22 protein-coding genes are annotated in these 22,249 nt (G+C 71.6%); 11 read left to right on the forward strand and 11 right to left on the reverse strand.

Annotation, left to right across the window (positions count from 1 at the left end; all coding sequences use genetic code 11):
* Window positions 1-31 precede the first annotated feature (31 nt).
* Window positions 32-1,264 carry a formaldehyde dehydrogenase, glutathione-independent gene (fdhA, locus tag OHB41_RS14020; RefSeq protein ID WP_266698355.1) on the forward strand — a complete coding sequence of 411 codons (1,233 nt, stop codon included), beginning with the start codon at window positions 32-34 and terminating at the stop codon, window positions 1,262-1,264.
* Between the two features lie 56 nt (window positions 1,265-1,320).
* On the opposite strand, the gene OHB41_RS14025 is transcribed toward fdhA, so the two are convergent.
* Entirely contained in the window at window positions 1,321-1,749 is a 429-nt protein-coding gene (locus OHB41_RS14025; protein WP_266698356.1) for a VOC family protein, read from the reverse strand.
* Between the two features lie 97 nt (window positions 1,750-1,846).
* Between OHB41_RS14025 and OHB41_RS14030 the strand changes: the two genes are divergently transcribed.
* Together OHB41_RS14030 and OHB41_RS14035 are read left to right on the forward strand one after the other, a co-directional pair.
* Entirely contained in the window at window positions 1,847-2,752 is a 906-nt protein-coding gene (locus tag OHB41_RS14030; protein WP_266698357.1) for a pseudouridine-5'-phosphate glycosidase, read from the forward strand.
* A 257-nt stretch (window positions 2,753-3,009) separates the two neighbouring features.
* Entirely contained in the window at window positions 3,010-3,909 is a 900-nt protein-coding gene (locus OHB41_RS14035) for a carbohydrate kinase family protein (protein WP_266705859.1), read from the forward strand.
* A gap of 17 nt (window positions 3,910-3,926) precedes the next feature.
* On the opposite strand, the gene OHB41_RS14040 is transcribed toward OHB41_RS14035, so the two are convergent.
* On the reverse strand, window positions 3,927-4,718 hold the full coding sequence (locus tag OHB41_RS14040; RefSeq protein ID WP_266698359.1) for a class I SAM-dependent methyltransferase: 792 nt from the start codon (window positions 4,716-4,718) through the stop codon (window positions 3,927-3,929).
* Window positions 4,719-4,893: 175 nt separating this feature from the next.
* Between OHB41_RS14040 and corA the strand changes: the two genes are divergently transcribed.
* Window positions 4,894-6,021: a magnesium/cobalt transporter CorA gene (gene corA / locus OHB41_RS14045; protein WP_266698361.1), complete on the forward strand. Its 1,128-nt coding sequence runs from the start codon at window positions 4,894-4,896 to the stop codon at window positions 6,019-6,021.
* A gap of 60 nt (window positions 6,022-6,081) precedes the next feature.
* On the opposite strand, the gene OHB41_RS14050 is transcribed toward corA, so the two are convergent.
* Complete coding sequence (locus OHB41_RS14050) at window positions 6,082-6,510, reverse strand: CBS domain-containing protein (RefSeq protein ID WP_266698363.1); 429 nt, start codon at window positions 6,508-6,510, stop codon at window positions 6,082-6,084.
* Window positions 6,511-6,692: 182 nt separating this feature from the next.
* Entirely contained in the window at window positions 6,693-7,325 is a 633-nt protein-coding gene (locus tag OHB41_RS14055) for a nucleoside/nucleotide kinase family protein (RefSeq protein WP_266698364.1), read from the reverse strand.
* A 151-nt stretch (window positions 7,326-7,476) separates the two neighbouring features.
* Here OHB41_RS14055 and OHB41_RS14060 point away from each other — a divergent pair, with 151 nt between their 5' ends.
* From OHB41_RS14060 to gltD, 3 genes are all read left to right on the forward strand, one after another.
* Window positions 7,477-8,172, forward strand: coding sequence for a DUF2293 domain-containing protein (locus tag OHB41_RS14060; RefSeq protein WP_266698365.1), 696 nt, complete (start codon window positions 7,477-7,479; stop codon window positions 8,170-8,172).
* A 182-nt stretch (window positions 8,173-8,354) separates the two neighbouring features.
* A complete protein-coding gene (locus tag OHB41_RS14065; RefSeq protein WP_266698366.1) occupies window positions 8,355-8,834 on the forward strand; it encodes an anthrone oxygenase family protein in 480 nt (159 codons plus the stop codon).
* Between the two features lie 189 nt (window positions 8,835-9,023).
* Window positions 9,024-10,511, forward strand: a complete 1,488-nt coding sequence (gene gltD, locus OHB41_RS14070; RefSeq protein ID WP_266698368.1) for a glutamate synthase subunit beta — start codon at window positions 9,024-9,026, stop codon at window positions 10,509-10,511.
* 142 nt (window positions 10,512-10,653) lie between these two features.
* On the opposite strand, the gene OHB41_RS14075 is transcribed toward gltD, so the two are convergent.
* Window positions 10,654-11,211, reverse strand: a complete 558-nt coding sequence (locus tag OHB41_RS14075; RefSeq protein ID WP_526024914.1) for a carboxymuconolactone decarboxylase family protein — start codon at window positions 11,209-11,211, stop codon at window positions 10,654-10,656.
* 47 nt (window positions 11,212-11,258) lie between these two features.
* Here OHB41_RS14075 and pdxR point away from each other — a divergent pair, with 47 nt between their 5' ends.
* Window positions 11,259-12,686 (forward strand): MocR-like pyridoxine biosynthesis transcription factor PdxR, encoded by a 1,428-nt coding sequence (pdxR, locus tag OHB41_RS14080; protein WP_266698371.1) that lies wholly within the window; start codon window positions 11,259-11,261, stop codon window positions 12,684-12,686.
* 230 nt (window positions 12,687-12,916) lie between these two features.
* On the opposite strand, the gene OHB41_RS14085 is transcribed toward pdxR, so the two are convergent.
* Window positions 12,917-13,180, reverse strand: coding sequence for a DUF397 domain-containing protein (locus OHB41_RS14085; RefSeq protein ID WP_148013473.1), 264 nt, complete (start codon window positions 13,178-13,180; stop codon window positions 12,917-12,919).
* Window positions 13,181-14,041: a Sco1979 family transcriptional regulator gene (locus OHB41_RS14090; protein WP_266698373.1), complete on the reverse strand. Its 861-nt coding sequence runs from the start codon at window positions 14,039-14,041 to the stop codon at window positions 13,181-13,183. It lies immediately after the preceding gene.
* A gap of 249 nt (window positions 14,042-14,290) precedes the next feature.
* Between OHB41_RS14090 and OHB41_RS14095 the strand changes: the two genes are divergently transcribed.
* The 3 genes from OHB41_RS14095 (at window position 14,291) to OHB41_RS14105 (ending at window position 17,640) form a co-directional block, all read left to right on the forward strand.
* Window positions 14,291-14,938 (forward strand): ATP-binding protein, encoded by a 648-nt coding sequence (locus OHB41_RS14095; RefSeq protein WP_266698374.1) that lies wholly within the window; start codon window positions 14,291-14,293, stop codon window positions 14,936-14,938.
* On the forward strand, window positions 14,929-15,381 hold the full coding sequence (locus OHB41_RS14100) for a hypothetical protein (protein ID WP_266698375.1): 453 nt from the start codon (window positions 14,929-14,931) through the stop codon (window positions 15,379-15,381). Before OHB41_RS14095 ends, OHB41_RS14100 begins: the two co-directional genes overlap by 10 nt.
* 396 nt (window positions 15,382-15,777) lie before the next feature.
* On the forward strand, window positions 15,778-17,640 hold the full coding sequence (locus tag OHB41_RS14105; protein ID WP_266698376.1) for an ABC transporter ATP-binding protein: 1,863 nt from the start codon (window positions 15,778-15,780) through the stop codon (window positions 17,638-17,640).
* A 14-nt stretch (window positions 17,641-17,654) separates the two neighbouring features.
* Here OHB41_RS14105 and OHB41_RS14110 read toward each other — a convergent pair whose 3' ends face one another.
* From OHB41_RS14110 to OHB41_RS14125, 4 genes are all read right to left on the reverse strand, one after another.
* Window positions 17,655-17,828 carry a DUF8839 family protein gene (locus OHB41_RS14110; RefSeq protein ID WP_266698377.1) on the reverse strand — a complete coding sequence of 58 codons (174 nt, stop codon included), beginning with the start codon at window positions 17,826-17,828 and terminating at the stop codon, window positions 17,655-17,657.
* Window positions 17,829-18,060: 232 nt separating this feature from the next.
* Window positions 18,061-18,747 (reverse strand): DUF899 domain-containing protein, encoded by a 687-nt coding sequence (locus tag OHB41_RS14115; protein WP_266698379.1) that lies wholly within the window; start codon window positions 18,745-18,747, stop codon window positions 18,061-18,063.
* A gap of 173 nt (window positions 18,748-18,920) precedes the next feature.
* Window positions 18,921-20,837, reverse strand: a complete 1,917-nt coding sequence (locus OHB41_RS14120) for an FUSC family protein (protein WP_266698381.1) — start codon at window positions 20,835-20,837, stop codon at window positions 18,921-18,923.
* Between the two features lie 646 nt (window positions 20,838-21,483).
* A complete protein-coding gene (locus OHB41_RS14125; RefSeq protein ID WP_266698383.1) occupies window positions 21,484-22,215 on the reverse strand; it encodes a DUF7873 family protein in 732 nt (243 codons plus the stop codon).
* Window positions 22,216-22,249: the final 34 nt, after the last annotated feature.

Here is a 22,249-nt window from a genome sequence, read left to right on the forward strand (position 1 = left end):
GACACGGGGGCCGAAGGGACGGCGATCACGCATGAGCGAGAGCGGAAACAGGGCAGTCGCTTATCTCAAGCCGGGTGCGGTGGAGGTCAGGACCATCGACCATCCGACGCTCGAACTGCAGGACGGGCCGGGAGTGGCCTCCGAGAACGTCGGCCGCAAGTGCCGGCACGGGGTCATTCTCAAGGTGCTCGCGAGCAACATCTGTGGCAGTGACCAGCACATGGTGCGGGGCCGTACGACCGCCCCCGAGGGGCTGGTCCTCGGACACGAAATCACCGGAGAGGTACTGGAACGCGGTCCGGACGTCGAGTTCATCGAGGTCGGGGACATCGTCTCGGTACCGTTCAACATCGCCTGCGGCCGGTGCCGCAACTGCAAGGAGCGCAGGACCGGCATCTGTCTGAACGTCAATCCGGCCCGGCCGGGGGCCGCCTACGGTTATGTCGACATGGGCGGCTGGGTCGGAGGCCAGGCCCAGTACGCCATGGTCCCCTACGCGGACTTCAACCTGCTGAAGTTCCCCGACCGCGACCAGGCGCGCGAGAAGCTCCTCGACCTGACCATGCTGTCGGACATCTTCCCCACCGGCTTCCACGGCGCGGTCACCGCGGGCGCCGGGGTCGGTTCGACGGTGTACGTCGCCGGGGCTGGTCCGGTCGGTCTGGCAGCGGCCGCGTCGGCGCAGCTCCTGGGCGCCGCAGTCGTCATCGTCGGAGACCTCAACGCCGAACGCCTCGCCCAGGCCCGGAGTTTCGGCTGCGAGACGGTGGACGTCTCCGAGGGCCGGGTGGAGGACCAGATCGCGCAGATCCTCGGCGAACCCGAGGTCGACGCGGCCGTCGACGCGGTCGGCTTCGAGGCACGCGCGCACGGCCCGGACGCCGAGGAGGCGCCCGCGACCGTGCTCAATTCGCTGATGGGCATCACGCGCGCGGGTGGGGCGCTCGGCATTCCCGGGCTGTACGTCACGGACGACCCCGGCGGGATCGACCAGGACGCGCGCACCGGAACGCTGAAGGTGCGGCTCGGCCTGGGGTGGGCGAAGAGCCATCGCCTCAGCACGGGGCAGTGCCCGGTGATGCGATACCACCGGGGGCTGATGCAGGCGATCCTGCACGAACGGGTGCACATCGCCAAGGCGGTCAACGCGACCGTGATCGGTCTGGAGGACGCCCCGCGCGGCTACGCCGAGTTCGACCAGGGCGCCGGCCGCAAGTACGTGCTCGATCCGCACGGGGCCCTGGCCGGTGTACGGCCTGTCTGATCCAGGGCGTACGAAGGGGGTGCTTCCCCGAATCCGGGAAGCACCCCTCTCCCGTTCTACTCGTAGTGCCGCGCCTCGAAGACGTTCCCGTCCGGGTCACGGAAGTAGAAGCTGCGCCTGGCCAGGCCGCGGGCGCCGAACGAGTCGTAGGAGAAGCCCGAGACGGGGACGGACCGCTCCTCCAGACGCGCCCGCAGAGCGTCGAAATCGTCTCCCCCCAAGGACAGGCATACATGGTTGACGGGGTGGCCGGCACTGGCCGCGCCCCCGGGGACCATGTTCATGTACGCCGCCAGCGGGAGCGGCGCGAGGTCGAAAATCGTCTCCTCGTTCAGGCGTACGGAGGGGAACGGTTCCTTCCCCGCGGCGTATTCGGTGACCCTCAGGGGCTCCAGGCCGACCGCCCTCTCGTAGAAGTCGGCCGACGCGACCGGATCGCGTACCCAGAGAACGACATGGTCGAGACGTGGCGAGTTGTCCGTCATGCCCCCAGGCTGGTGCCGTGGGCCTCGGCTCGCAAGGGTTTGACCGGGCGCGCCGCCCGCCAGAGATGAGGTAGGCCGACAGACAGGAGGCAGGCGCGTGATCGTGGTGTCCGAAGAGGTGCGGGAGGCGCTCGACACGCGCCGGCCGGTGGTGGCCCTGGAGTCGACGATCATCGCGCACGGGCTGCCGCGTCCGCGCAATCTGCAGGTCGCGCTGGAACTGGAGGACGTCGTACGGCGGGAGGGTGCCGTACCCGCGACGATCGCCGTGCTGGACGGGCGTCCTCATGTCGGACTGGACAAGGAGCAGTTGGAACGGGTCGCGAACGAGGACGGCATCCGCAAGCTCGGGCACCGCGATCTGCCGCTCGCGGTGGCGACGGGCGCGAGCGGGGCGACGACCGTGTCCGCGACGGCGCTGCTGGCCGCCCTCGCGGGCGTACGGGTGTTCGCGACGGGCGGGCTCGGCGGTGTGCACCGGGAGTGGACGACGACGCAGGACGAGTCGGCCGACCTGGGCCTGCTGGCGCGTACCCGGATCACGGTCGTGTGCGCGGGCGTGAAGTCGATCCTCGACGTGCCGGCGACCTTGCAGCGCCTGGAGACGCTGGGTGTCGCGGTGGCCGGGTACGGCACCGGTCACTTCCCCGGCTTCTATCTGTCCGACTCAGGTCATCCCGTGGACTGGACGCTGGATTCTCCCGGTCAGGTGGCGGATGTCATGCGCGCGCAGGACGCGCTGGACGGCCCGGCATCGGCGCTGATCGTCGCGAACCCCGTCCCCGAGGAGGAGCAGCTCGATCCGGGGCTCCACGCGCGCGTGCTCGCCGACGCGCTGCGCGCGTGCGAGGCCGAGGGCGTGACCGGGCAGGCCGTGACGCCGTTCCTGCTCGACCACCTGGTGCGGCACACCGACGGCGCGTCGCTCAGCGCCAATCTGGCGGCGGTGCGGGGCAACGTACGACTCGCGGGACGGATCGCGGCGGCCTGGGCGGGGGCATGAGCGGAACGGATCGCGGCGGCCTGGACCCGGACGCGAGCGGGACGGATCACGGCGGCCTGGACCCGGACGCGAGCGGGACGGATCACGGCGGCCTGGACCCGGACGCGAGCGGGACGGATCACGGCGCCCCGGGCCCGGACGCCGACGGCGCCGACCGTACCGACCGCGCCAACGAGTCCGGTGCGGCCGGTACGCGGAGAGGTACGCGGCGTGGGGCGGCGCAGGACGCGGGGCCCCACCCGGATGTCGCCCGGGCGCTGCTCGTCGTCGGTGACGTGATCACGGACGTGGTCGCCCGGCATCGGGGGCCGCTCGCGGCGGGCACCGACACGGCCGCCGCGGTCCGCACCCTGCCCGGTGGGGCCGGCGCCAACGTCGCCTGCTGGGCGGCTCATCGGGGCTGCCCGGACGTACGACTGCTGGGCCGGGTGGGCGCGGACGCCGCCGCCTGGCACGAACGCGAGCTGTCGGCCTGCGGTGTACGTCCCCTGCTCGTCGTCGATCCCGAGGCACCGACCGGGACGGTGATCTGTCTGGTGGACCAGGGCGACTCGGCCGAGCGGACGTTCCTCACGGACAGCGGGGCCTCACTGCGGCTCGATCCCGGCGACTGGTCGTCCACTCTGCTCGACGGTGTCGCGCGACTGCACCTGTCGGGCTACCTGTTCTTCTCCGAACCGAGCCGGGCGCTGGCCTCGGCGGCCCTGGAATCGGCACGCGCGCGGGGTGTACCGGTCAGTCTGGACCCGGCGTCGGCGGGCTTCCTCGCGAAGCTGGGCGTGGACCGATTCCTCGCGCTCGCCGAGGACGTCGACCTGTTGCTGCCCAGCCGCGACGAGGCGTGCCTGCTGACCGGTCTGCCCGATCCGGCGGACGCTGCTGCCGAGTTGAGCCGCCGTATTCCGCTGGTCGTCGCGAAACTGGGCGGCGACGGCGCCCTCGTGGCCCGCTCGGGCACCGTACTGGCGCACGTTCCGGCGGCGCCCGCGACGGCCCGGGACACCACGGGCGCCGGTGACGCGTTCACCGGCGCGTTCCTCGCCGCCCTGCTCGCGGGCGCCGAACCCGAGGCGGCGGCGGTGGAGGGATGCGGGGCGGGAGCGATGGCGGTGGAACGGGTCGGAGGAAGGCCGGAAGCGGCGCCCCCGGCCCGGTAGTCCCTCACCCGCGCCGTCTACTTGCGCCCCCAGGCCGAGATCATGGGCGCCGTCGCCAGATCCATCGAGCCGGTGGCCACGTTGGCCAGGTGACGCTCGATGTCCTCTGGAGTGGCGAGGCCCGCGGTGACGAGCTGCCGGCCGATCTGCCGGACCGTCGCGGTCTCGAGGGCGGCGCAGGCGGGTGAGGTGACGGGGAAGTACGCGTCGGCCTCCACCTCCCGCAGCCCCGCCTCACGCAGCAGGCGCGGGAGTTTGCGGCCGTAGGCGAGGTCGGCGCCGCGCTCGGCGAGCAGCTTGCGGAAGCCCTGGCGCAGCCGGTTGGCGAGTTGTTGCTCGGGGCCGTGCTCGTCGGGACAGGGCAGGGGCTGCAGCGCCGGGTCCGCGTCCTCGACGAGAAGCCGGCCGCCGGGCCGCAGCGCCTTGATCATCGACCGCAACGCCTGCTCCCTGTCCGGCACATGGACCAGCACGAGCCGTGCGTGCACGAGGTCGAAGCCCTCCCCCGGGGGTTCCTCCGCGGCCACGTCGTGCACCCGGACCTCGACCGGCGTTCGGGCCGCCGAGACCGCCCAGGACGTGTCGATGTCGGTCGCGACGATCTTTCCGGTCGGGCCGACCTTCTTGGCGAGCCAGGACGCCACCGACGTGCCGCCCGCGCCGACCTCCCAGCAGCGCCAGCCGGGCCCGATGCCGAGGCGCTCGATGTGCCGGAACGTCGTGGGGTCGAAGAGGGTGGCGAAGGCCTCGAAGCGCTGTCCCGCCTCGGTCTGCTGGTTGTCGAGGAGATACTCGTCGGTTCGCGTCATGCAGGGATCATCCCAGTTGACCCCCTTGTCCGGAATCGACGACGCTTCCCGATCCCTCGGAAGCGAAGCGGAGGATTCCGTTCCCACAGGCTTTCCCGGAGATCGAACGTGCCTGGCAGACTGGCGGGCGAAGGCGCGGAATGCGGCGCGGGAAGATCCACGCAAGGGGGTCCTGATGTCCATGGCTGGGAATCTGCGGAAGGTCACGAGCCTCGGCGGGGTCGGCGGCCTGCGCAAGGTGGCGCGACTGGCCAGGCGGCGCGTCCGCGTCGACCTGAGTCACCCCGCCCGGTCCCCGCTGGGCTCCGCCGTGGTCAACTGCGTGGCCTACCGGGACGGCGTCAGGGTTCCGGGCGGCCGTGATCTGGTCGACACCGTGGAGCGCATCCGCAAGAGCGACGAGGGCTTCGTCTGGCTCGGACTGCACGAGCCGACCGACCGGGAGTTCGCCGGCATCGCCGACCTCTTCGACCTGCACCCGCTGGCCGTCGAGGACGCGGTGGAGGCCCATCAGCGCCCGAAGCTGGAGCGGTACGGCGAGACGCTGTTCGCGGTGTTCAAGACGGTCTGTTACGTCGAGCACAAAGAACTGACGGCGACGAGTGAGGTGGTACACACCGGCGAGATCATGGTCTTCGTCGGTTCCGACTTCGTGATCACCGTGCGGCACGGACGGCACGGCTCGCTGGGCCCGCTGCGCGAGGAGCTGGAGGCCGACCATCGCCAGCTCGCCAAGGGGCCGGCCGCCGTCCTGCACGCGATCGCGGACCACGTGGTCGACGACTACGTCCATGTCACGGACTCGGTTCAGGAGGACATCGACGCGGTCGAGGCCGATGTGTTCGCCGAGAACGGCGCACGGGCCGACGCGGGCCGCATCTACCAGCTCAAGCGTGAACTCCTGGAGCTGAAGCGTGCCGTGGTCCCGCTCGCCCGCCCCGTCCAGCAGCTCGCCACCCGGCCGATCCGTGTGGTCGACCCCGAGATACAGGCGTACTTCCGGGACGTCTCCGACCATCTGATCAGGGTCACCGAGCAGATTGCCTCGTTCGACGAACTGCTCAACTCGATCCTGCAGGCGCATCTGGCACAGGTCACCGTGGCGCAGAACGAGGACATGCGGAAAATCACGGCGTGGGCGGCGGTCATCGCCGTTCCGACGATGGTCTGCGGTGTGTACGGCATGAACTTCGACAACATGCCGGAGCTGCACTGGCGGTTCGGCTACCCCATCGTCATAGGCGTGATCACCGTGGGTTGCCTGGTCCTGTACCGGGGGTTCCGGCGCAACGGCTGGCTCTGACGCGCTTCTCGCCCGGTACGGCCGACCGGACGAGAAGCGTGACGGGAAGACTCCGTGCGGTCAGCGGGTCATGCTCGACGCGTAGACGCTCTCGACCCAGCCCGCCAACTGATCGTCCGACAGGTGCTGGGCAAGATCGGCTTCGCTGATCATGCCGACCAGGCGTTTGTTCTCGATCACGGGAAGCCGGCGGATCTGGTGTCCCTTCATCTCCTGGAGCACCTCGCCGACGTCAGCCTCCGACTCGATCCAGCGCGGGGTGCCCTGGGCCATCTCGCCCGCGGTGATCTGGGCCGGATCGTGACCCATGGCCACACAGCCGACGACGATGTCGCGGTCCGTGAGGATGCCGCAGAGCCGTTCGTTCTCGTCACTGATGGGCAGCGCGCCCACGTTCAGTTCGCGCATCAGCTGAGAGGCGCGGTCAAGGGTCTCGTGGGCGGGGATCCACTGGGCACCACGGTGCATGATGTCTCCGGCAGTGGTCATGAAGTACCTCCCGGTGCCGGACGGCCGGCGCGGCGCGGAACACACCGCTAGTCCCGGCGCCCTCATTCTTGCCGCGTCCCGGGGGATGTGCACCCGGAAGTCCTTGCCAGGAGGGTCGGCACACACGATCGCCGGGGGTGGGCGAACGAACCGGCGCCGTCAGGGCGCTGCGGTCCGTGCCGTCAGCCGTTCCAGGCCGGGTGGCGCGGATCGTCCGCGCGGACCAGCACATCGGCCACGGTGCCCGGGGCCACTTCCGTCTCGTAACGCCGGAAGGCGGGGAGGGTCCAGTGCTCGGGCTCCGGCGTACGGCGGCTCAGAGCGCCCGGGGAGAGGAGGACATGGACGCTCAGGTCGAACGGGAACCAGTGCCGCAGCAGGAAGGGGCCATGGAACAGGAGCAGCCCGCCGGGCGGGAGTTGGACGTAGGCGCTGCGGGTGGCGCGGTCGGTGGCCGGGTCCCAGAGGTCGGGCAGGACGCGGCCGTTCCCGCCGGGGTCGAGGGGACCGAAGACCTCGCGCCACAGAGCGCCGGTGTCGAACCAGCCGTCGTAGTAGGCGTCGACGTCCTCGTGACCGTATTCGAACCGGAGGGACGCGGGCCGCATGAAGTCCTGGGCGCCGACGACGAGCGAGGACCGGCCGCGTATCCGCAGCGCCTCCGAGACACGGTGCGCGAGCTCGCCGGGGCGGGCGGCCGGCGCTCCGTCGAAGGCGATCCGCGGCCAGGGGCTGCCGTCGTCGGGCTTCAGGTCGAGCAGGCGCTCGGCGAGGAGGTCGCCGAGCCGTTCCCAGGTGATCGCTTCGAGTCGCACAGGCCCATGATGCCGCGCCCGGGCATCGCGCTCGCGGTCCCGGGGAGGCGGACGGGAAGGCGGGAGCGGGGCCGGCCCGTGGTCGAGGGCCCGCGGGAGAGACGGCAGGCGGTGGCGTGGGTCCCGGGCCGGGCAGGGGAATGAACTGTATATGGCACCGATCGCGACTCCTCCGTCCCGCGGCGGACTTCTCGTCATCCAGCCGCTCAGGAAACGGCACTGTGCCGAGTGCCGGACCGGACCGCTGACCCTGTTGGTGCTGGAGGAGGGATTGCCGCGCTGCGTGGACTGCGCTGACCTGGGGCATCTGGTGTTCCTGCCGCGCGGCGACACGGCGCTGACGCGGAGATCGCGGGAAGGCAGTGCCCTGTCGGCGGTGGTGGTGCGGTTCAACCGGCGGCAGGGCCGGTACGAGCGGCAGGGCGTCCTTGTCGAGGAGACGGCGCTCGCCCGGGCCGAGGAGTGGTGCCTGGAGGACGCGGAGGCGCGGCGGCGGCGCCGTGCGCGGGACGCGAGACGCCGGGAGGCCGAGGACCAGCGGTTCACGGACGCGTTCGGGTGGGAGATACGCCGGCTGTTCCCCGGCTGTCCGGCCGAACGGGCGCGGGAGATCGCCACGCACGCGTCGGTGCGCGGGAGCGGACGGGTGGGGCGCAGTGCGGCGGGCCGTGCGCTGTCCGAGGGCGCGGTGGCCTCGGCGGTCCGTGCGTCCGTACGGCACGTGGACACGCCGTACGACCAGCTGCTGATGAGCGGCGTGCCGCGGCACGAGGCACGTCGGCGGATCGCGCCCACCGTGGAGGCGCGGCTCCAGGGGTGGCGCGAGGAGCTCACGGCAGGCGCGTGACGGTGGCCTTCCCCGCGTGCCCCGCCGTGTGCGCGGGACGGCGGTGACTCGCTCCTGGACGCTCGCGCATGCGTCCGGGCAGCTCGGCCATGGCCGGGGTCACCGCCACGGATTTCACTTGTGGGGACGGGAGGCGCCATGCAGGATCTTTGGCTTCGGGGAACGACGACGCGGGGGTTGTCATGATCGATGGGCCTTATCTCGTACTGACGGTGCTGGGGGTGCTCGGCTGCGGGCTGGTGGCAGGGGTGTTCTACGGGTTCTCGGCCTTCGTGATGCGGGGGCTGGCCGAGCTGCCGCCCGCCCAGGGCGTGGCGGCGATGAACGCGATCAACACGGCCGCGGTCCGCCCGGCGTTCATGCTGCTGTTCGTCGGGTCGGCCGGGCTGTGCGCCGTGCTCGGCGTGGTCACTTTCGTGCTGCTGCCCGAGGACGGAACGGTGGAGCTGTTGCTCGGCAGCGCTCTGTATCTGTTCGGGTCGTTCGGGGTGACGGTGGTCGCGAACGTCCCGCGCAACGACGCGCTCCTGAGGGTGGACCCGGGCAGCCCGGAGACCGCCGTGCACTGGCGCTCGTACGTGCGCGGGTGGACGAGATGGAACCACGTCCGCACGGTCGCGTCGGCCGCCGCGGCGATCTCGTACACGCTGGCTCTCACCTGAGCACGCGGGGGCACCCTCCGCGTGCTCGCGCCGGCTCCCGACCGGGGCGCTCGCAGGCCGTCACCTGAGCGGCAGGGCCCGGGAAGGCGTCGTATCGTGGCGGGAGAGGGGTGTCGCCCGAACGGCGTGGCCAAGGTGTCCGACGCCCGTGCGGCTCCGTGACGGTATGCGCACGCAAGGGGGACGGCCATGGCCGATCCCAAGGGATTCATGACCACTCCGCGCGAGGAGTATCCTCGCCGGCCCGTCGGGGAGCGGGTGCGGGACTGGAACGAGGTGTACGTCCCGGGTGCGCTGTTGCCGATCATCAGACGCCAGGCCGACCGCTGCATGGACTGCGGAGTCCCCTTCTGCCACGAGGCCTGTCCGCTCGGCAACCTGATCCCCGAGTGGAACGACCTCGTCTCCCGCGACGACTGGCGTGCGGCGAGCGACCGGCTGCACGCGACGAACAACTTCCCCGAGTTCACCGGCCGGTTGTGTCCCGCGCCGTGCGAGGCGGGCTGTGTCCTCGCGATCAACCAGCCCGCGGTCACCATCAAGAACGTCGAGGTGGCCATCGCCGACCGTGCCTGGGCGGACGGCTTCACGCCGCCGAACCCACCGGAGCGGCTCTCCGGGCGGACGGTCGCGGTGGTCGGATCGGGGCCCACCGGGCTGGCGGCGGCCCAGCAGTTGACCCGGGCCGGTCACACCGTGGCCGTCTATGAGCGTGCCGACCGGATCGGCGGCCTGCTGCGGTACGGCATCCCCGCGTTCAAGATGGAGAAGCGTCACCTGGAGAGACGGCTCGAGCAGATGCGGGCGGAGGGAACCAAGTTCCGTACCTCGACGACGATCGGCCAGGACCTCACGGCGTCGGAGCTGCGGATGCGCTACGACGCCGTCGTGCTCGCGACGGGGGCCACGGCCTGGCGCGAACTCGACGTGGAGGGAAGGGAGTTGAGCGGCATCCATCAGGCGATGGAGTATCTGCCGTTCGCCGACCGGGTGTGCGAGGGCGATCTGGAGGTCTCGCCACTGTCCGCGGCCGGCAAGCACGTCGTCATCGTCGGCGGCGGCGACACGGGAGCGGACTGTCTGGGGACGGCGGTGCGTGAGGGCGCGGCGTCCGTGACCCAGCTCGACATCTATCCGCAGCCGGAGGAGGAGCGTGACCACGACGTCGAACCGTGGCCCACGTATCCGAAGATCTACCGGCTATCGCCCGCGCACGAGGAGGCCCGGGACCTGGAGACGGCACCGGCGGCACACGCGGACGCGCGGCTCTTCGCCGCGTCCACGCTCCACTTCACCGGGGACGCCAGGGGACGGGTGCGCTCGCTGCACCTGGTCGAGGTGGACGCGGGGCGCCGCCCCGTCCCTGGTTCCGGCCGGACCCTCCCGGCCGACCTCGTGCTGCTCGCCCTCGGTTTCTCGGGCCCGGACCGGCACGACGGTCTGATCGATCAGCTCGGGCTCGCCCTCGACGCGCGCGGCACGATCACCCGCGACGCGCGTTTCGCGACCAATGTTCCGCGGGTGTATGTCGCCGGGGACGCGGCCCGTGGCCAGTCCCTCATCGTGTGGGCCATCGCCGAGGGCCGCGCGGTGGCGGCCGCGGTGGATCGCGCACTGACCGGAATCTCCAGCCTGCCGGCGCCGATCGGCCCGTACGACCGCCCCATGACGGCGTAGGCGACCAGCCCGCGACGGCGCGGGTCCGTCCCTACGACAGACCCGCGACGGCGCGGGCGCGTTCGAACGACCCGTCCCGCGACACGCGCGAGGCGCTCTCCCGGTCTCACCCGGGGTCCCGTCACGGCGCCTGGGCCTCCCCTCAGCGGGTGTCCGTCCCCGCGACCTTCGCCGTCGACAGCGCGACTCGGTTCCAGGTGTTGATCGTGAGGATCAGGGCGAGGACGTGGGCCAGTTCCTGGTCGTCGAAGACCGCGGCGGCCCGCGCGTAGACGTCGTCCGGGACACCGCCGTCGGCGACCAGGGTGACCGCTTCGGTGAGGGCGAGGGCGGCGCGCTCCCGCTCGGTGAAGAAGTGGCCGGCCTCGCGCCACACCGCGACCATGTGCAGCCGGTCCTCGCTCTCACCGGCCTTGCGGGCGTCGTTGGTGTGCATGTGGAGGCAGTACGCGCAGTGGTTGAGCTGCGAGGAGCGAATCTGGATCAGTTCGACGAGGGCCGGGTCGAGCCCCTCCCGGGCCGCCGCGTCGAAACCGATGAGGGCCCGGAAGACCCTCGGGGCGGACTTCGCGAGGTCGAGGCGGGGGCGCCCGGCGACGGCGGGCGCGGGCGTCGTTCCCGCGGGGGCGCCCGCCGCGCGCTCCGTGCCGGTGCTCGTGCTCGTGTTCCCGTCCGTGTTGCTGTTCGTGTTCGTCGTCATGACCATGAATCTATGGGCCGGAAAGACCGGTTGTAGGGTTCATTCCCATGGCGGAATCATGGGTCAATTCTGCGGAACGGATCGGTGCCGACCTGCACTTGGAGCTGGCCGGGCCGGGCGGACGCCGGGCCGCCCTGATCCGGGCGCTGCGCGACGCCGTGCGCGGCGGAAGGCTGGCGCCGGGCACGCGGCTGCCGCCGTACCGCTCGCTCGCCGCCGACCTGGGCATGGCGCGCAACACCGTCGCCGACGCGTACGCCGAGCTCGTCGCCGAGGGCTGGCTGACCGCCCGCCAGGGCTCGGGCACCCGGGTCGCCACGCCCTTGAGGCAGTGGGGGAACACCGCAGCGCCGGGCGCCGCCGCGCGCGTACCGAAGAAGGCACCCGCACCCGCCCGGGGCCCCCGGCACGATCTGCGGCAGGGCACCCCGGACGCGTCGTCGTTCCCGCGCTCCGCCTGGCTCGCCTCGTACCGCCGGGCCCTCCAGCAGGCGCCCAACGACGCCTTCGGGCCGGGCGATCCGGCGGGTCGGCGCGAGCTGCGCGAGGCTCTGGCCGAATACCTGACACGGACGCGCGGCGTAGCCGCCGAGCCGGATCGGATCGTGATCTGCTCCGGCTTCGCGCACGCTCTGCGGCTGTTGTTCCCCCACGTCCTGCGGGGGCCGCTGGCCGTCGAGTCGTACGGTCTCGGCTTCCACCGCGAGTTGCTGACCAGCGCGTCCGTACGGACCGTGCCGCTGGCCCTGGACGAGGACGGCGCCCAGGTGGGCGAACTGGACCGGGAGCGGGCCGTACTGCTCACGCCGGCACACCAGTTCCCGACCGGCGGCCCGCTGCATCCGGCGCGGCGGGCCGCGGTGGTCGACTGGGCACGCGCGCGCGGCGGACTGATCCTCGAGGACGACTACGACGGTGAGTTCCGCTATGACCGCAGGCCCGTCGGCGCCCTGCAGGGAATGGACCCGGAGCGGGTCGTCCACATCGGCTCGGTCAGCAAGAGCCTGTCGCCCGCCCTGCGGCTCGGCTGGATGGTCCTTCCGGAGCGGTACGTCGACGCCGTCCTCGCGGCCAAGGGCGAGCGGGAGGCGTGGGCGAGCGCCCTGGACCAGCTGACGCTCGCGGAATTTATCGCCTCCGGGTCGTACGACCGTCATGTGCGCCGCATGCGGCAGCGGTACCGGACGCGGCGCGACCGGCTCGTCGCGGCGCTCGCCGAACGGGCCCCGCACATCGAGGTCACCGGGATCGCGGCCGGCCTGCACGCGGTGCTGAGACTGCCGCCCGGGACCGAGAGGTCGGCGGTCAAGGCCGCGACGTGGCAGGGCGTCGCGCTGGACGGACTCGCCGAGTTCCGCCACCCACGGGCGACGATGCGCGGACCGGACGGGTTGGTGGTGGGGTACGCGACGCCTTCGGAACACGCGTACGGGGCCGCCTTGGAGGCGTTGTGCGAGGCGCTGCCACCCGGATGACCGCGTCCGCCGTCACCGGGACGACCACGCCCCGCACCGTCGTGCTTCCGAGTTCTGCGGCGCACCTCCGGATTCTTCCCGTATCGACGATGGGTGTTCAATTCAGCACTGTTTTAGGGGGGTTCAACAGCATTCAATGGAGCTCAAGAGGAGGGCAAGGGGACCAGACGAGAAGAAAAGGGTCGCAAGAGCGGAAGGGTCAGGGGAGAAGAGGGCCGGGGAGAAAAGGTTCAGGAGAGAAGGAAATCCGCCACCCCTTCCTTGGCTCCCTGGATGAACGCGGTCATCTCACCGGGCGTGTAGATGAGAGCGGGTCCGTCCGGGTCCGCCGACTGGCGCACCGCGATCCGCCCGTCGGCGAGTTTCATCGCTTCCAGGCAGTTGCCGCCGTTGCCTCCGCTCCACGGCTTGTGCCAGCCCTCGCTGCCGAGTTCACGAGCCGGCATTCCGTTGTAGATCCGCTCGTTGCGCATCCGCTGCTTGATGTTGTCCATTCACAACTCCTTGCGGAGATCCAGAAGGATCTCCTTCGTGCGATGTGCCGTCGCGGCCTGAGCCGCCATGCGGTCCATGACCTCGAGGTGGGTCGCCACCTCGGAACGCTCGTCCAGATAGACGGCGCCGGTCAGGTACTCGCTGTAGACCATGTCCGGGAGCTCCGGCATGGCAAAGCGAAACAGCACGAAGGGCCCGTACGTGCCGGCGTGCGGCCCCGTGGAGAACGGGACGACCTGGAGCGTGACGTTGGGCAGCTTCGTGGACTCGATCAGCTTGTCGACCTGTGCGCGCATCACCTCTGGTCCGCCGACGGCGCGGCGCAGGGCCGTCTCGTCCATCACGGCCCAGATCCGGGGTGCGCCCTCACGAATGAGCAGATCCTGGCGTTTCATGCGCAGCGCCACGTGGCGCTCGATGTCCTCGGGTCTCGTCTGGCCGACGGCGCCCGCCTTCAGGACACCACGGGCGTACTCCTCGGTCTGCAGAATGCCGGGGACGAAGTGGGGTTCGTACGACCGGATGAGGGTGGCCGCGCCCTCCAGGCTGACGTACATCGAGAACCAGCCCGGCAGGATGTCGTGGAAGCGCTGCCACCAGCCGGGCCGGTTGGCCTCCTCGGCCAGTTGGACGAAGGCCTCGGCCTCCTCGTCGGAGATCCCGTACGACTTCAGCAGCAGCTGGAGGTACGGGATCTTGAGGGAGACCTCGGCCATCTCCATCCGGCGGACCGTGGCGGGCGCGACGCGCAGGATGCGCGCGGCCTCCTCGCGCTTGAGGCCGGCGCGTTCGCGCAGGTCCAGCAGGCGTCGGCCGAGGACGACCTGACCGACCGTCGGCGCGGACCGCGGTTCGCTCACGTCCCACCTCCACTGAAGTCCTGTGAGTCCTGAACGACACTGTGCCCCGAACGACTGCGCTCGCGGGCCGGACACCAAGTCCGGACAGAACGGGCGGCGCCCTCCGGGTTCCGTCCGTCTGCTTCGACGATCCCAACTGGCGCCGCTCGGCGAGCTGTTGCCTGAAGTCTGCCACGGCCCTTCTCGGAGTCACACGGCACTCTGCATTTTTCAGAGTGACACTTGCCAAGTGTCCACGGCAGGGCGATAGTGGCACGCGTGACTCCGTCCGCGCCTTTAGGAACAGACACCGCCGAAGACCGTTCCGGTCTCCGTGCCATCGCAGGGCTGCGCTCGCGTGCGGCCCGCGGGCGCCGGTTCCGCTTCGAGCTGGCCGCACACCCGGCTTCCGTCGCTCAGGCGCGGCATCTGACGCGTGCCCGGCTCACCGGCTGGGCCCTGTCCGACGACACCTGTGACACGGCTGTCCTCGTCGTGTCCGAGCTGGTCACCAACGCCATCCTGCACAGCGCGAGCCGGCGGGTGGTGTGCGAACTGCACGACAACGACGACCTGGTGCGGATAGCCGTACGGGACGAGGGCTGCGCTCCGGGCGAGCCGCGCCCCTCGGCGCAGCGCCCCGACGAGGAGCGCGGCCGGGGCCTGCCGCTCGTCGCGGCCATGTGCCGGGCCTGGGGCGCCCAGGACACCGGGCCGGGGCTGCTGGTCTGGGCCGATCTGCCGCGCTGCCCCTCGACGGGCGCCGAATCGGCCCGGTCCGACCTCGGCTGGACCGCGAAGAAGCCGCCGTCCGAAGGGCGGGGCACCGGAACGGAAGCGTCGGGGGGCACGGCGACGGAAGCATCGTGGGTCACCGGGACGGAGACGTCGTGGGGCACGGGGACCGAATGGCTGTGAGGGGTACGTCAGCCGCAGGACCCGCCGCTCAGGTCCTTGGCCTGGACACGCTGGTCCGCCTGAAGCGCGCGCGGGCCGCGTCCGGAACCGTCGGACGTCTCCCCGTACCCGAGGGAATGGCCGTGCCGCTGGGGTGCGACGCGGTGGCCGTACCCGCCCCCTTCGGTCCCCTGCTGCTGTCGCGACTGCCCCGCGTGGGTTGTGTGTACGCCGACAGGGCGCAGTGGTGGTGGCTCGTGCCCTCCGAGTCCGATGTGGCCCTGGACTGGCCCGCGCCCGCCCACTACGCCACCGGCGCGGTCGTACCGGACGCGCCGCTCGCCCCCGGACTCATCCACAGACCGCACGGCACCCTGCCGTACACCCCGCCGATCCCCCTCTATCTCGCCCTGTGCCGGATCACGGGGACGACGCCTGTCTGGTCGCGCCCGATCAGCGCGTAGACCGCCGCGACCGGGGCTCCCGGGCGGGCCCGAAGTGCGCCGGTCGCCGCCCATGCCCCGCTGCCGCCGTGCGTGAAGGGCCGCGTTCCTGGGGAGGGCACCGTTCGTCCGTACCCGGGGAGGCCCATGGTGGGGAGTTCGGCAGGAGAGCCGGTGCAGAGGACGCCGCATGCATCGGCGTCCCAAGCAGCGGAAGAAGAAGCGGAACGGGAAGCAGCACAGCAAGCACCGCCCGGATCGGCACGGGAAGCGCCGCCCGACGCGGCACAGGACGCGACACCGGGAACCGAACAGGGATCGGCGCGGGAAGCGGCTTCGAAGAAGAGGCGTGACGACGGCAGGACGGCGCCCTCCGCATCGGAACGCCTGCTCTTCGGCGGCCCCCTGCGCTACGACATGGGGTGGTCGCAACACTCGGACGCGTTCCTGGAGTTGAACTTCCGCGCGATGGTGACGCGGCTGCCGGCGCTGCTCGCCTCCAGCTTCCGGCTCGCCTGGACCGCGGACCGCCGCGCCGCCCGTATCGTGCTCGTCGCCGAGCTGGCCCGGGGCGCGGCGCAGGCGGTGAGCCTGCTGGCCGTCAACAACGTGCTGGGCAGGCTGGTCACGAGCGGCCCGGTCCAGGACCGGCTGCGCGGAGCCTTGCCGGCGCTGGTCACGGTCGCCGTCGTGATGTTGCTCTCCGCACTGCTGCGGGCGGCCTCCACCTATGCCACCGGACGTCTGGAACCCAAGGTGGAGCGGGTGGCGACCGAGCTCTATCTGGAACGCGCCGCGGCCGTGGAGTTGTCCGCGATCGAGGACGACGCCTTCCACAAGCTGCTGGACACCGCGCAGTACGGTGCCTCGTCGGCCCGGCGCATGATCGCGATCGCCACCCGCGTCGTGAACGCGATGATCTCCCTGATCGCGGCCGCGGGCGTGCTGACCGTGCTGCACCCCGCCCTGCTGCCGCTGCTCGTGACGATGACCCTGCCGAGCGCCTGGAGCTCCCTGACCATCGCCCGGCGCCGCTACGAGTCCTTCCACACCTGGGTGCAGCACGCCCGTGCCGGCCATCTGATCAGCAACCTGCTGACCGAGCCCGAGGCGGCTCCGGAGATCCGCGTGCACGGTGTCGGCCCGTTCCTGCTGCGCCACTTCCGCTCGATGTCGGAGACCGCCGAGGCGGAACAGGCCCGACTGGCACGCCTCTCCGCCCGTACCGGCCTGATCGCGGCGGCCTGGACGGGGCTGGCCACGGTGGCGACCTACGCGACCCTCGGCGCGCTGCTGGTCAGCGGTGCGATGGCGCTCTCGGTGGCGGGGACGGCCGTACTCGCGATCCGCACCGGCTCCGCGAGCCTCGACACCCTCGTCCTCGAGGTCAACTCCCTGCACGAGGAGGCGCTGTTCGTGGGCGACCTGCAGCGGCTGTACGTCGAGGCGGCCGAGCGCGCGATCCCGGTGGGCGGCGATCCGCTCCCCGAGGATCCGAGCGAAATCCGCTTCGAGAACGTCACGTTCACCTATCCGGGCGTGTCGACCCGGCCCGCGCTCGCGGATGTCACCCTCCGGCTGCCGCTGGGCCGGATCGTGGCGCTCGTCGGCGAGAACGGTTCGGGCAAGACGACCCTGGTGAAGCTGCTCGCGGGTCTCTACGCGCCCGAGCGGGGCCGGATCCTGTGGGACGACGTCGACGTGGCGACCGTCGACCGGCAGCAACTGGCCGGGCGCATCGCGATGGTGGCGCAGGACTTCAAGCGGTGGCCGTTCACGGCCCGCGTCAACGTCGCGGTCGGCCGGGCCTCGGCCCCGCTGACCGACGAGCGCGTCGCCTCCTCGGTCGCGGAGGCCGGTGCCGAGGACGTGGTCGCCGACCTGCCCCGCGGCCTGGACACGCTCCTCGCCCGGGGCTTCAGCGGCGGACACGAGCTGTCGGGCGGGCAGTGGCAGCGTCTGGGCATCGCGCGGGCCGCGTACCGCCGCGGCCGCATCCTGATCGTGGACGAGCCCACCGCGGCCCTCGACGCGCGGGCCGAGCTGGAGGTGTTCGAGAAGATCCGGGCGCTGGCGGGCAGCGGGCAGACGGTCATCCTCATCACGCACCGGCTGGCCTCGGTCCGCCACGCCGATCTTGTGCACGTACTCGAACAGGGCCGTCTCGTGGAGTCCGGCAGCCCCGACGAACTGCTCGCCTCGGGCGGGGTCTACGCCGAGCTGTACTCGCTGCAGGCGGAGCAGTTCACCTCGAAGGTGCCCGCGCCGAAGGCGGGTTGATCCGGCGCGGAACGCTACTCGACGAGTTCCCCGCCGCGCACGATCACCAGGAACGCGTCCGTGGCGAGGTCCATGACGACCTCCGCGGCCTGCCCCTCCAGGCGGCACGCGTGCGCGAACTCCTCGGCGGGCCACGAACCGCGTGGTCCGCCGGCGGGAAAGCGCTCCAGCACCATTCGCCCGTTCACCCTGTACCTCCATGCAGCGCTGTACTTCAAAAGTTGAGCGACTCATAGAGTTAAACGCCAGAGGCGGGGTGAAGGGCTCGCCCGGTGACGGTACTGAGACGTAGCCGACACCTGTTCACCGCATGGTGTGAGAGAGCTCTCCTTCCGCGCACGTTTCCTGTCAGTTCTTGTACTCGGCTCGGTCCTCTTGCCCGGCTCGGTCCTCGCCCTCGGTTCGGCGCACGTGCCCGGCTCAGTCCTCGTACTCGTCGTGGTACCGGATCCGTTCGCTGCCCGCCGGCGCCCCGAGCGCGGACGCCCGTCCCGCGGGCTCCTCCCACTCCTCCTGCCGTCCGAGCGCGGTGAGGTCGAGCAGGGTGGTCGTGGAGCCGAGCCCGTCGAGGCCGCGCTCGTACGTCGAGTACGTGTGGAACACCCGGTCGCGCTCCCGCAGGAAACAGCTCACCCCCGGCCGCTCGTAGGGCTCGTCGCCCCCGAAGGACGCCTGGAAGTCGTAGTTGAAGTCGCTCTCGCGGGACGAGTACCAGGGCAGCGTCCAGCCCATACGGGCCTTGAAGGGCAGGATCTTCGTGTACGGCGCCCGGGAGACGGCGGCGAACTCGGTGCCGCGGGCGCGCAGATGCGCGAGGTGTCCGATCTGGTCGAGGAAGGCCGAGCAGCTGCGACAGCCCGCATCCCACTCCGGCGCGAACATGAAGTGGTAGACCACGAGTTGGTGGCGTCCCGCGAAGAGGTCGAGCAGCGTCGCCTTCCCGTCGCCGCTCTCGAACACGTACTCCTTGTCGATCTCGACCATGGGCAGCCCGCGCCGCTCCGCGGCCAGCGCGTCCCGCGCGCGCGTGGCGGCCTTCTCCCTGACCAGCAGTTCCTCGCGCGCGGTGCGCCACTCCTCGCGCGAGACGATCCGCGGAAGCGTCATGTGTCCCTCCTACCGAACGGTGCCTTCGGTGTGGTGACCGGGCGCGGGGACGGAACTCATCGGCGCAGCACCAAGATTTTTCCGACCGCTTGGCGCATCGTTCCGCCGACGTCCGCGCCGGGATGTCGTCCGGGCTCTCGCCGGGCTGTCGCCGGACTGTCGCCCGGCGGTGATCAGCCCGCGAGCGGCGCGGGGGCGGCCCGCTGCCCGTCCCGTGGCGTGAGCCCCGCCCCCGCCCGTCGTTCGTCGAGTTCGTCGAGGAGTTCGGCGACCCGTCCGGTGTGCCGGGGGGTGAGCCGTCCCGTGTCGTCGAGCTGTACGGCGCAGGCGGTGGTGGTGTCGACCAGCCGTTCGAGGGTGGCCGCGACCTCGTCCGTGCCCTCGGCGTGCCGGGCCAGGGCGGGGAGCTCCGCGGCGGCGACGTCGATCACGGCGCGGGCCTCGGCGAGTGAGCGGTAGGCCTCCCGGCGGAGCGCCCAGCGGCCCGTCCGGTCGTCCGTCGTGCCGTCGTCCAGGACATGGGTGAGGTAGGCGTGCGCGGCCTCGGCGGCGCGTGCGAGCCGGGCCCGTACGCCTCCCCCGCGCTGCCCGAGCGCCGGGAGATGCCCGACGAGCAGCACGATCGCGCAGGCCAGCAGCGTCTCGCCGATCCGGTTCCAGGAGGCCTGCGTCTCGCCTCCCACCATGACGAGGCTGAGCACGAGGACGGTGACGACGGCGGTCTGTGCGGCGAAGTGCCGGGTGGCGACGGGGATCAGGGCGCCGCACACCGCCACCAGGACGACCAGCCCGGCCGGCCTCGGCAGCAGCGCGGCGAAGCCGGCGAAGGCGACGGCGCCCAGCACGGTCCCCGCGGCCCGGCAGATCACCCGCGACGCGAGCGGTCCGAGATCGGGCTTGACGAGGAAGACGGCGGTGGCGGGAAGCCAGTACCAGTGGGGATGGCTGCCGTACCAGCGGGTGTGGTGGAGGGCTTGGGCGACGGCCACGCCGGCGCCGAAGCAGAGGCCGACGCGCAGGCCGTACTCGCGCCCGCCGGAGCCCAGGGCGGTGCGCACGAGGGACATGGCGGTTCGGCGCCGGATGTGCGGGCGTTGTCCGGCACCGCTCCGGTCTCCCTGGCCTCCCCGCACTCCCCGGTCTCCTCGGTCGAAGGCGTCGGCGGCGTGCAGCAGCGCGTCGTCGAGGGCGCGCAGGGCGGGTGCGGAGCGGGCGGGAGCGGGCAACGCGCCGGTGTGCGTGCCGGTGCGCACGGCGACGGCGAGACGACGTGGCCCCTGCACGGCGCGCGCGGGTACCGGGTCGCCCGCCCAGGCGAGGGCGGTCGCGGCCTCGGCGAGCGGCAGTGCGGCGGCGTACTGGGCGTGCAGCCGCCGCTCGGCCGTGGAACCGGTGCGGCGTCGCAGCCGGGGTCCGTCGAGCGCGTCCTGGGCGTGATCGAGTGCGGCGGTCAGCGCGACCCGGCGGCGGGTCGCGTCCGGCCCCCCGACCGCTTCGAGCAGCGCGGCGACGGCCTCGTACACGGCGCCGACGGCGTCCCGCTCTCCGTCGAACCGGTAGTCGCCTGCGGTGACACCGGGCGTGGGCAGGGCGAGCCGCAGCGCGAGCAGCCAGCCGGCCCCGCCGAGGAAGAGGAGCGCCCGCTGCCATCCGGGCTCGGGCAGCGGCATTCCGGCCCCGATGGCGGAGGCGACGAGCAGCTGCGTCCCCGCTCCGCTCGCGACGGGGCCGACAGCGCTGACGGCTCCGGCGACCAGCCCGAGCACGGTGAGAAGAAGGGTGAGCGTCACCGCCCCGACGTGCTGTCCCGCGTACGACCCCACGAGCAGCCCACCGGCTCCCGCGAGCGCCGGCGCTCCGAGCCGCCCGACCGCGGCCCGACGGCTTCCCGGCCGGTCGTTGATCCCGGCGAGCATCGCGCCGAGGGCCGCGACGACACCGGCGGAGGTACGGCCGCTCAGGACGGCCACGAGCAGGAGGGGGCCGGCGGCCAGGGCACCTCGTACGACCGCGCTCCAGGGCACGGGTCCCCGCTGCGTGCGCAGGGCGTGGGCGAGCCAGGGCGGTACGGCGGCGGTGAGGCGGGACACGGGGCTCCGGTCGGGCGAGGGCGGGGTGCCTTCGGGCGACATCGGCCGGGCTCTGTGGGGACCAGGGTAGATCGCCTGCCCGGCCGGAAAGGGGCGCGGGCGTTTCGACGATGTGACGCTTTGCGGGAGAACGGCGTTCTTTATGAACGCAACTCCGCGCGCTGTGACGGGAAGCGGGGCCGGGAACGGGAAGCCGGTCCGGGAACGGGGAAGCGGGTCCGGGAACGGGAAGCGGGTCCGAGGGCGTAGCCGGCCCCCGGACCCTGTGATGCCACCCATTTCGCACGCCGGCACGCTTGAGGACCCAGGTCAGTCGTTATGTCGCCGCGTCCTGCCTTTGGACCACCACGCATCGAGCTGCGCGGACCGGACTTGAACCGGCATTTCGGCGTCCCGGGGCCTGGGCCCGGTCGATCCGGCGATCGGTGGCGAATGCTGAGTCTGGAGCAAGAGTCTGAGATTGATCACGGTCTGCCTCTGCCGAATTGGGCTACCGCGGCGCGTGGGCACCGTGGGGGTGCCGTTGGGTGCCGCGGGGAGGGCTCGAACCTCCACTGGAACCGTGCATTCACGACAAGCTTCAGGTTCAGCTTGCGCTCCTCGCGCACCCCGGCCGTGGTGCGTGGTGGCCGGGGAGATTCAGAGGCTACCCGAACAGGTAGCCGAAAATGGAGTCCCCGACTCGCTGGTCGACGACGTCCACGCCGTTCGCCTCCTCGCGGGCGAACTTGACGGCCTGCTGCAACTTCTCGACGCGGTCGAGGAGTTCGTTCACGCGCCGGGCGGGCAGGGCGCCGGAGAACTTCACGGTCGTCCAGTACCCGACGGGGATGTCCTCGTAGTACACCTCGACCTGCGCGGGGTGCTTCTCGGTGGCCTCGGCCTTCACGTGGTTGCGCGGGACCTTCTTCGTCCGCAGCGTGCGGACGGGCTCGGTCTTCCACGCGTCTGTGGAGGGATCCTGCACCCAGGACTCGGAGGCGTCGAGAACCGGCAGCTTCCTGACGAAGGTGTTGATGTCGGTGAGCTGCTTCTCGAGGAAGAGCAGGTAGGAGACGGGCACGTCGGCGACGAGCACCCGGCCGTCCACCTTCACGTCCGCACGGGCCGCGCAGTTGGCCCAGTCCTTGGTGGCGGTCACATCGAACAGCCGCGTGAGCGTCCCCGCGGTGTCCCGGAGCACGTCCTCGGCCTGCACCTGCACCCGCGTGGACTCGGGCGGCAGCTGCTCGCCCTCCTCGTCCTTCGGCTGATAGGTCCGCGAGATACCGGCCAGCAACGCGGGCTTCTGCAGCCCGTGATGGGCCGCCGTCAGGTCCTGATGGGACTTGGACTTGACGCCCTTCTCCACTGCGATGATCTGATTGAGTTTCGCCACGTCGGTGACGGTAGCAGTGACAACGGGACCATTT

It is taken from the genome of Streptomyces sp. NBC_01571, assembly GCF_026339875.1.
Classification (GTDB): Bacteria; Actinomycetota; Actinomycetes; order Streptomycetales; family Streptomycetaceae; genus Streptomyces.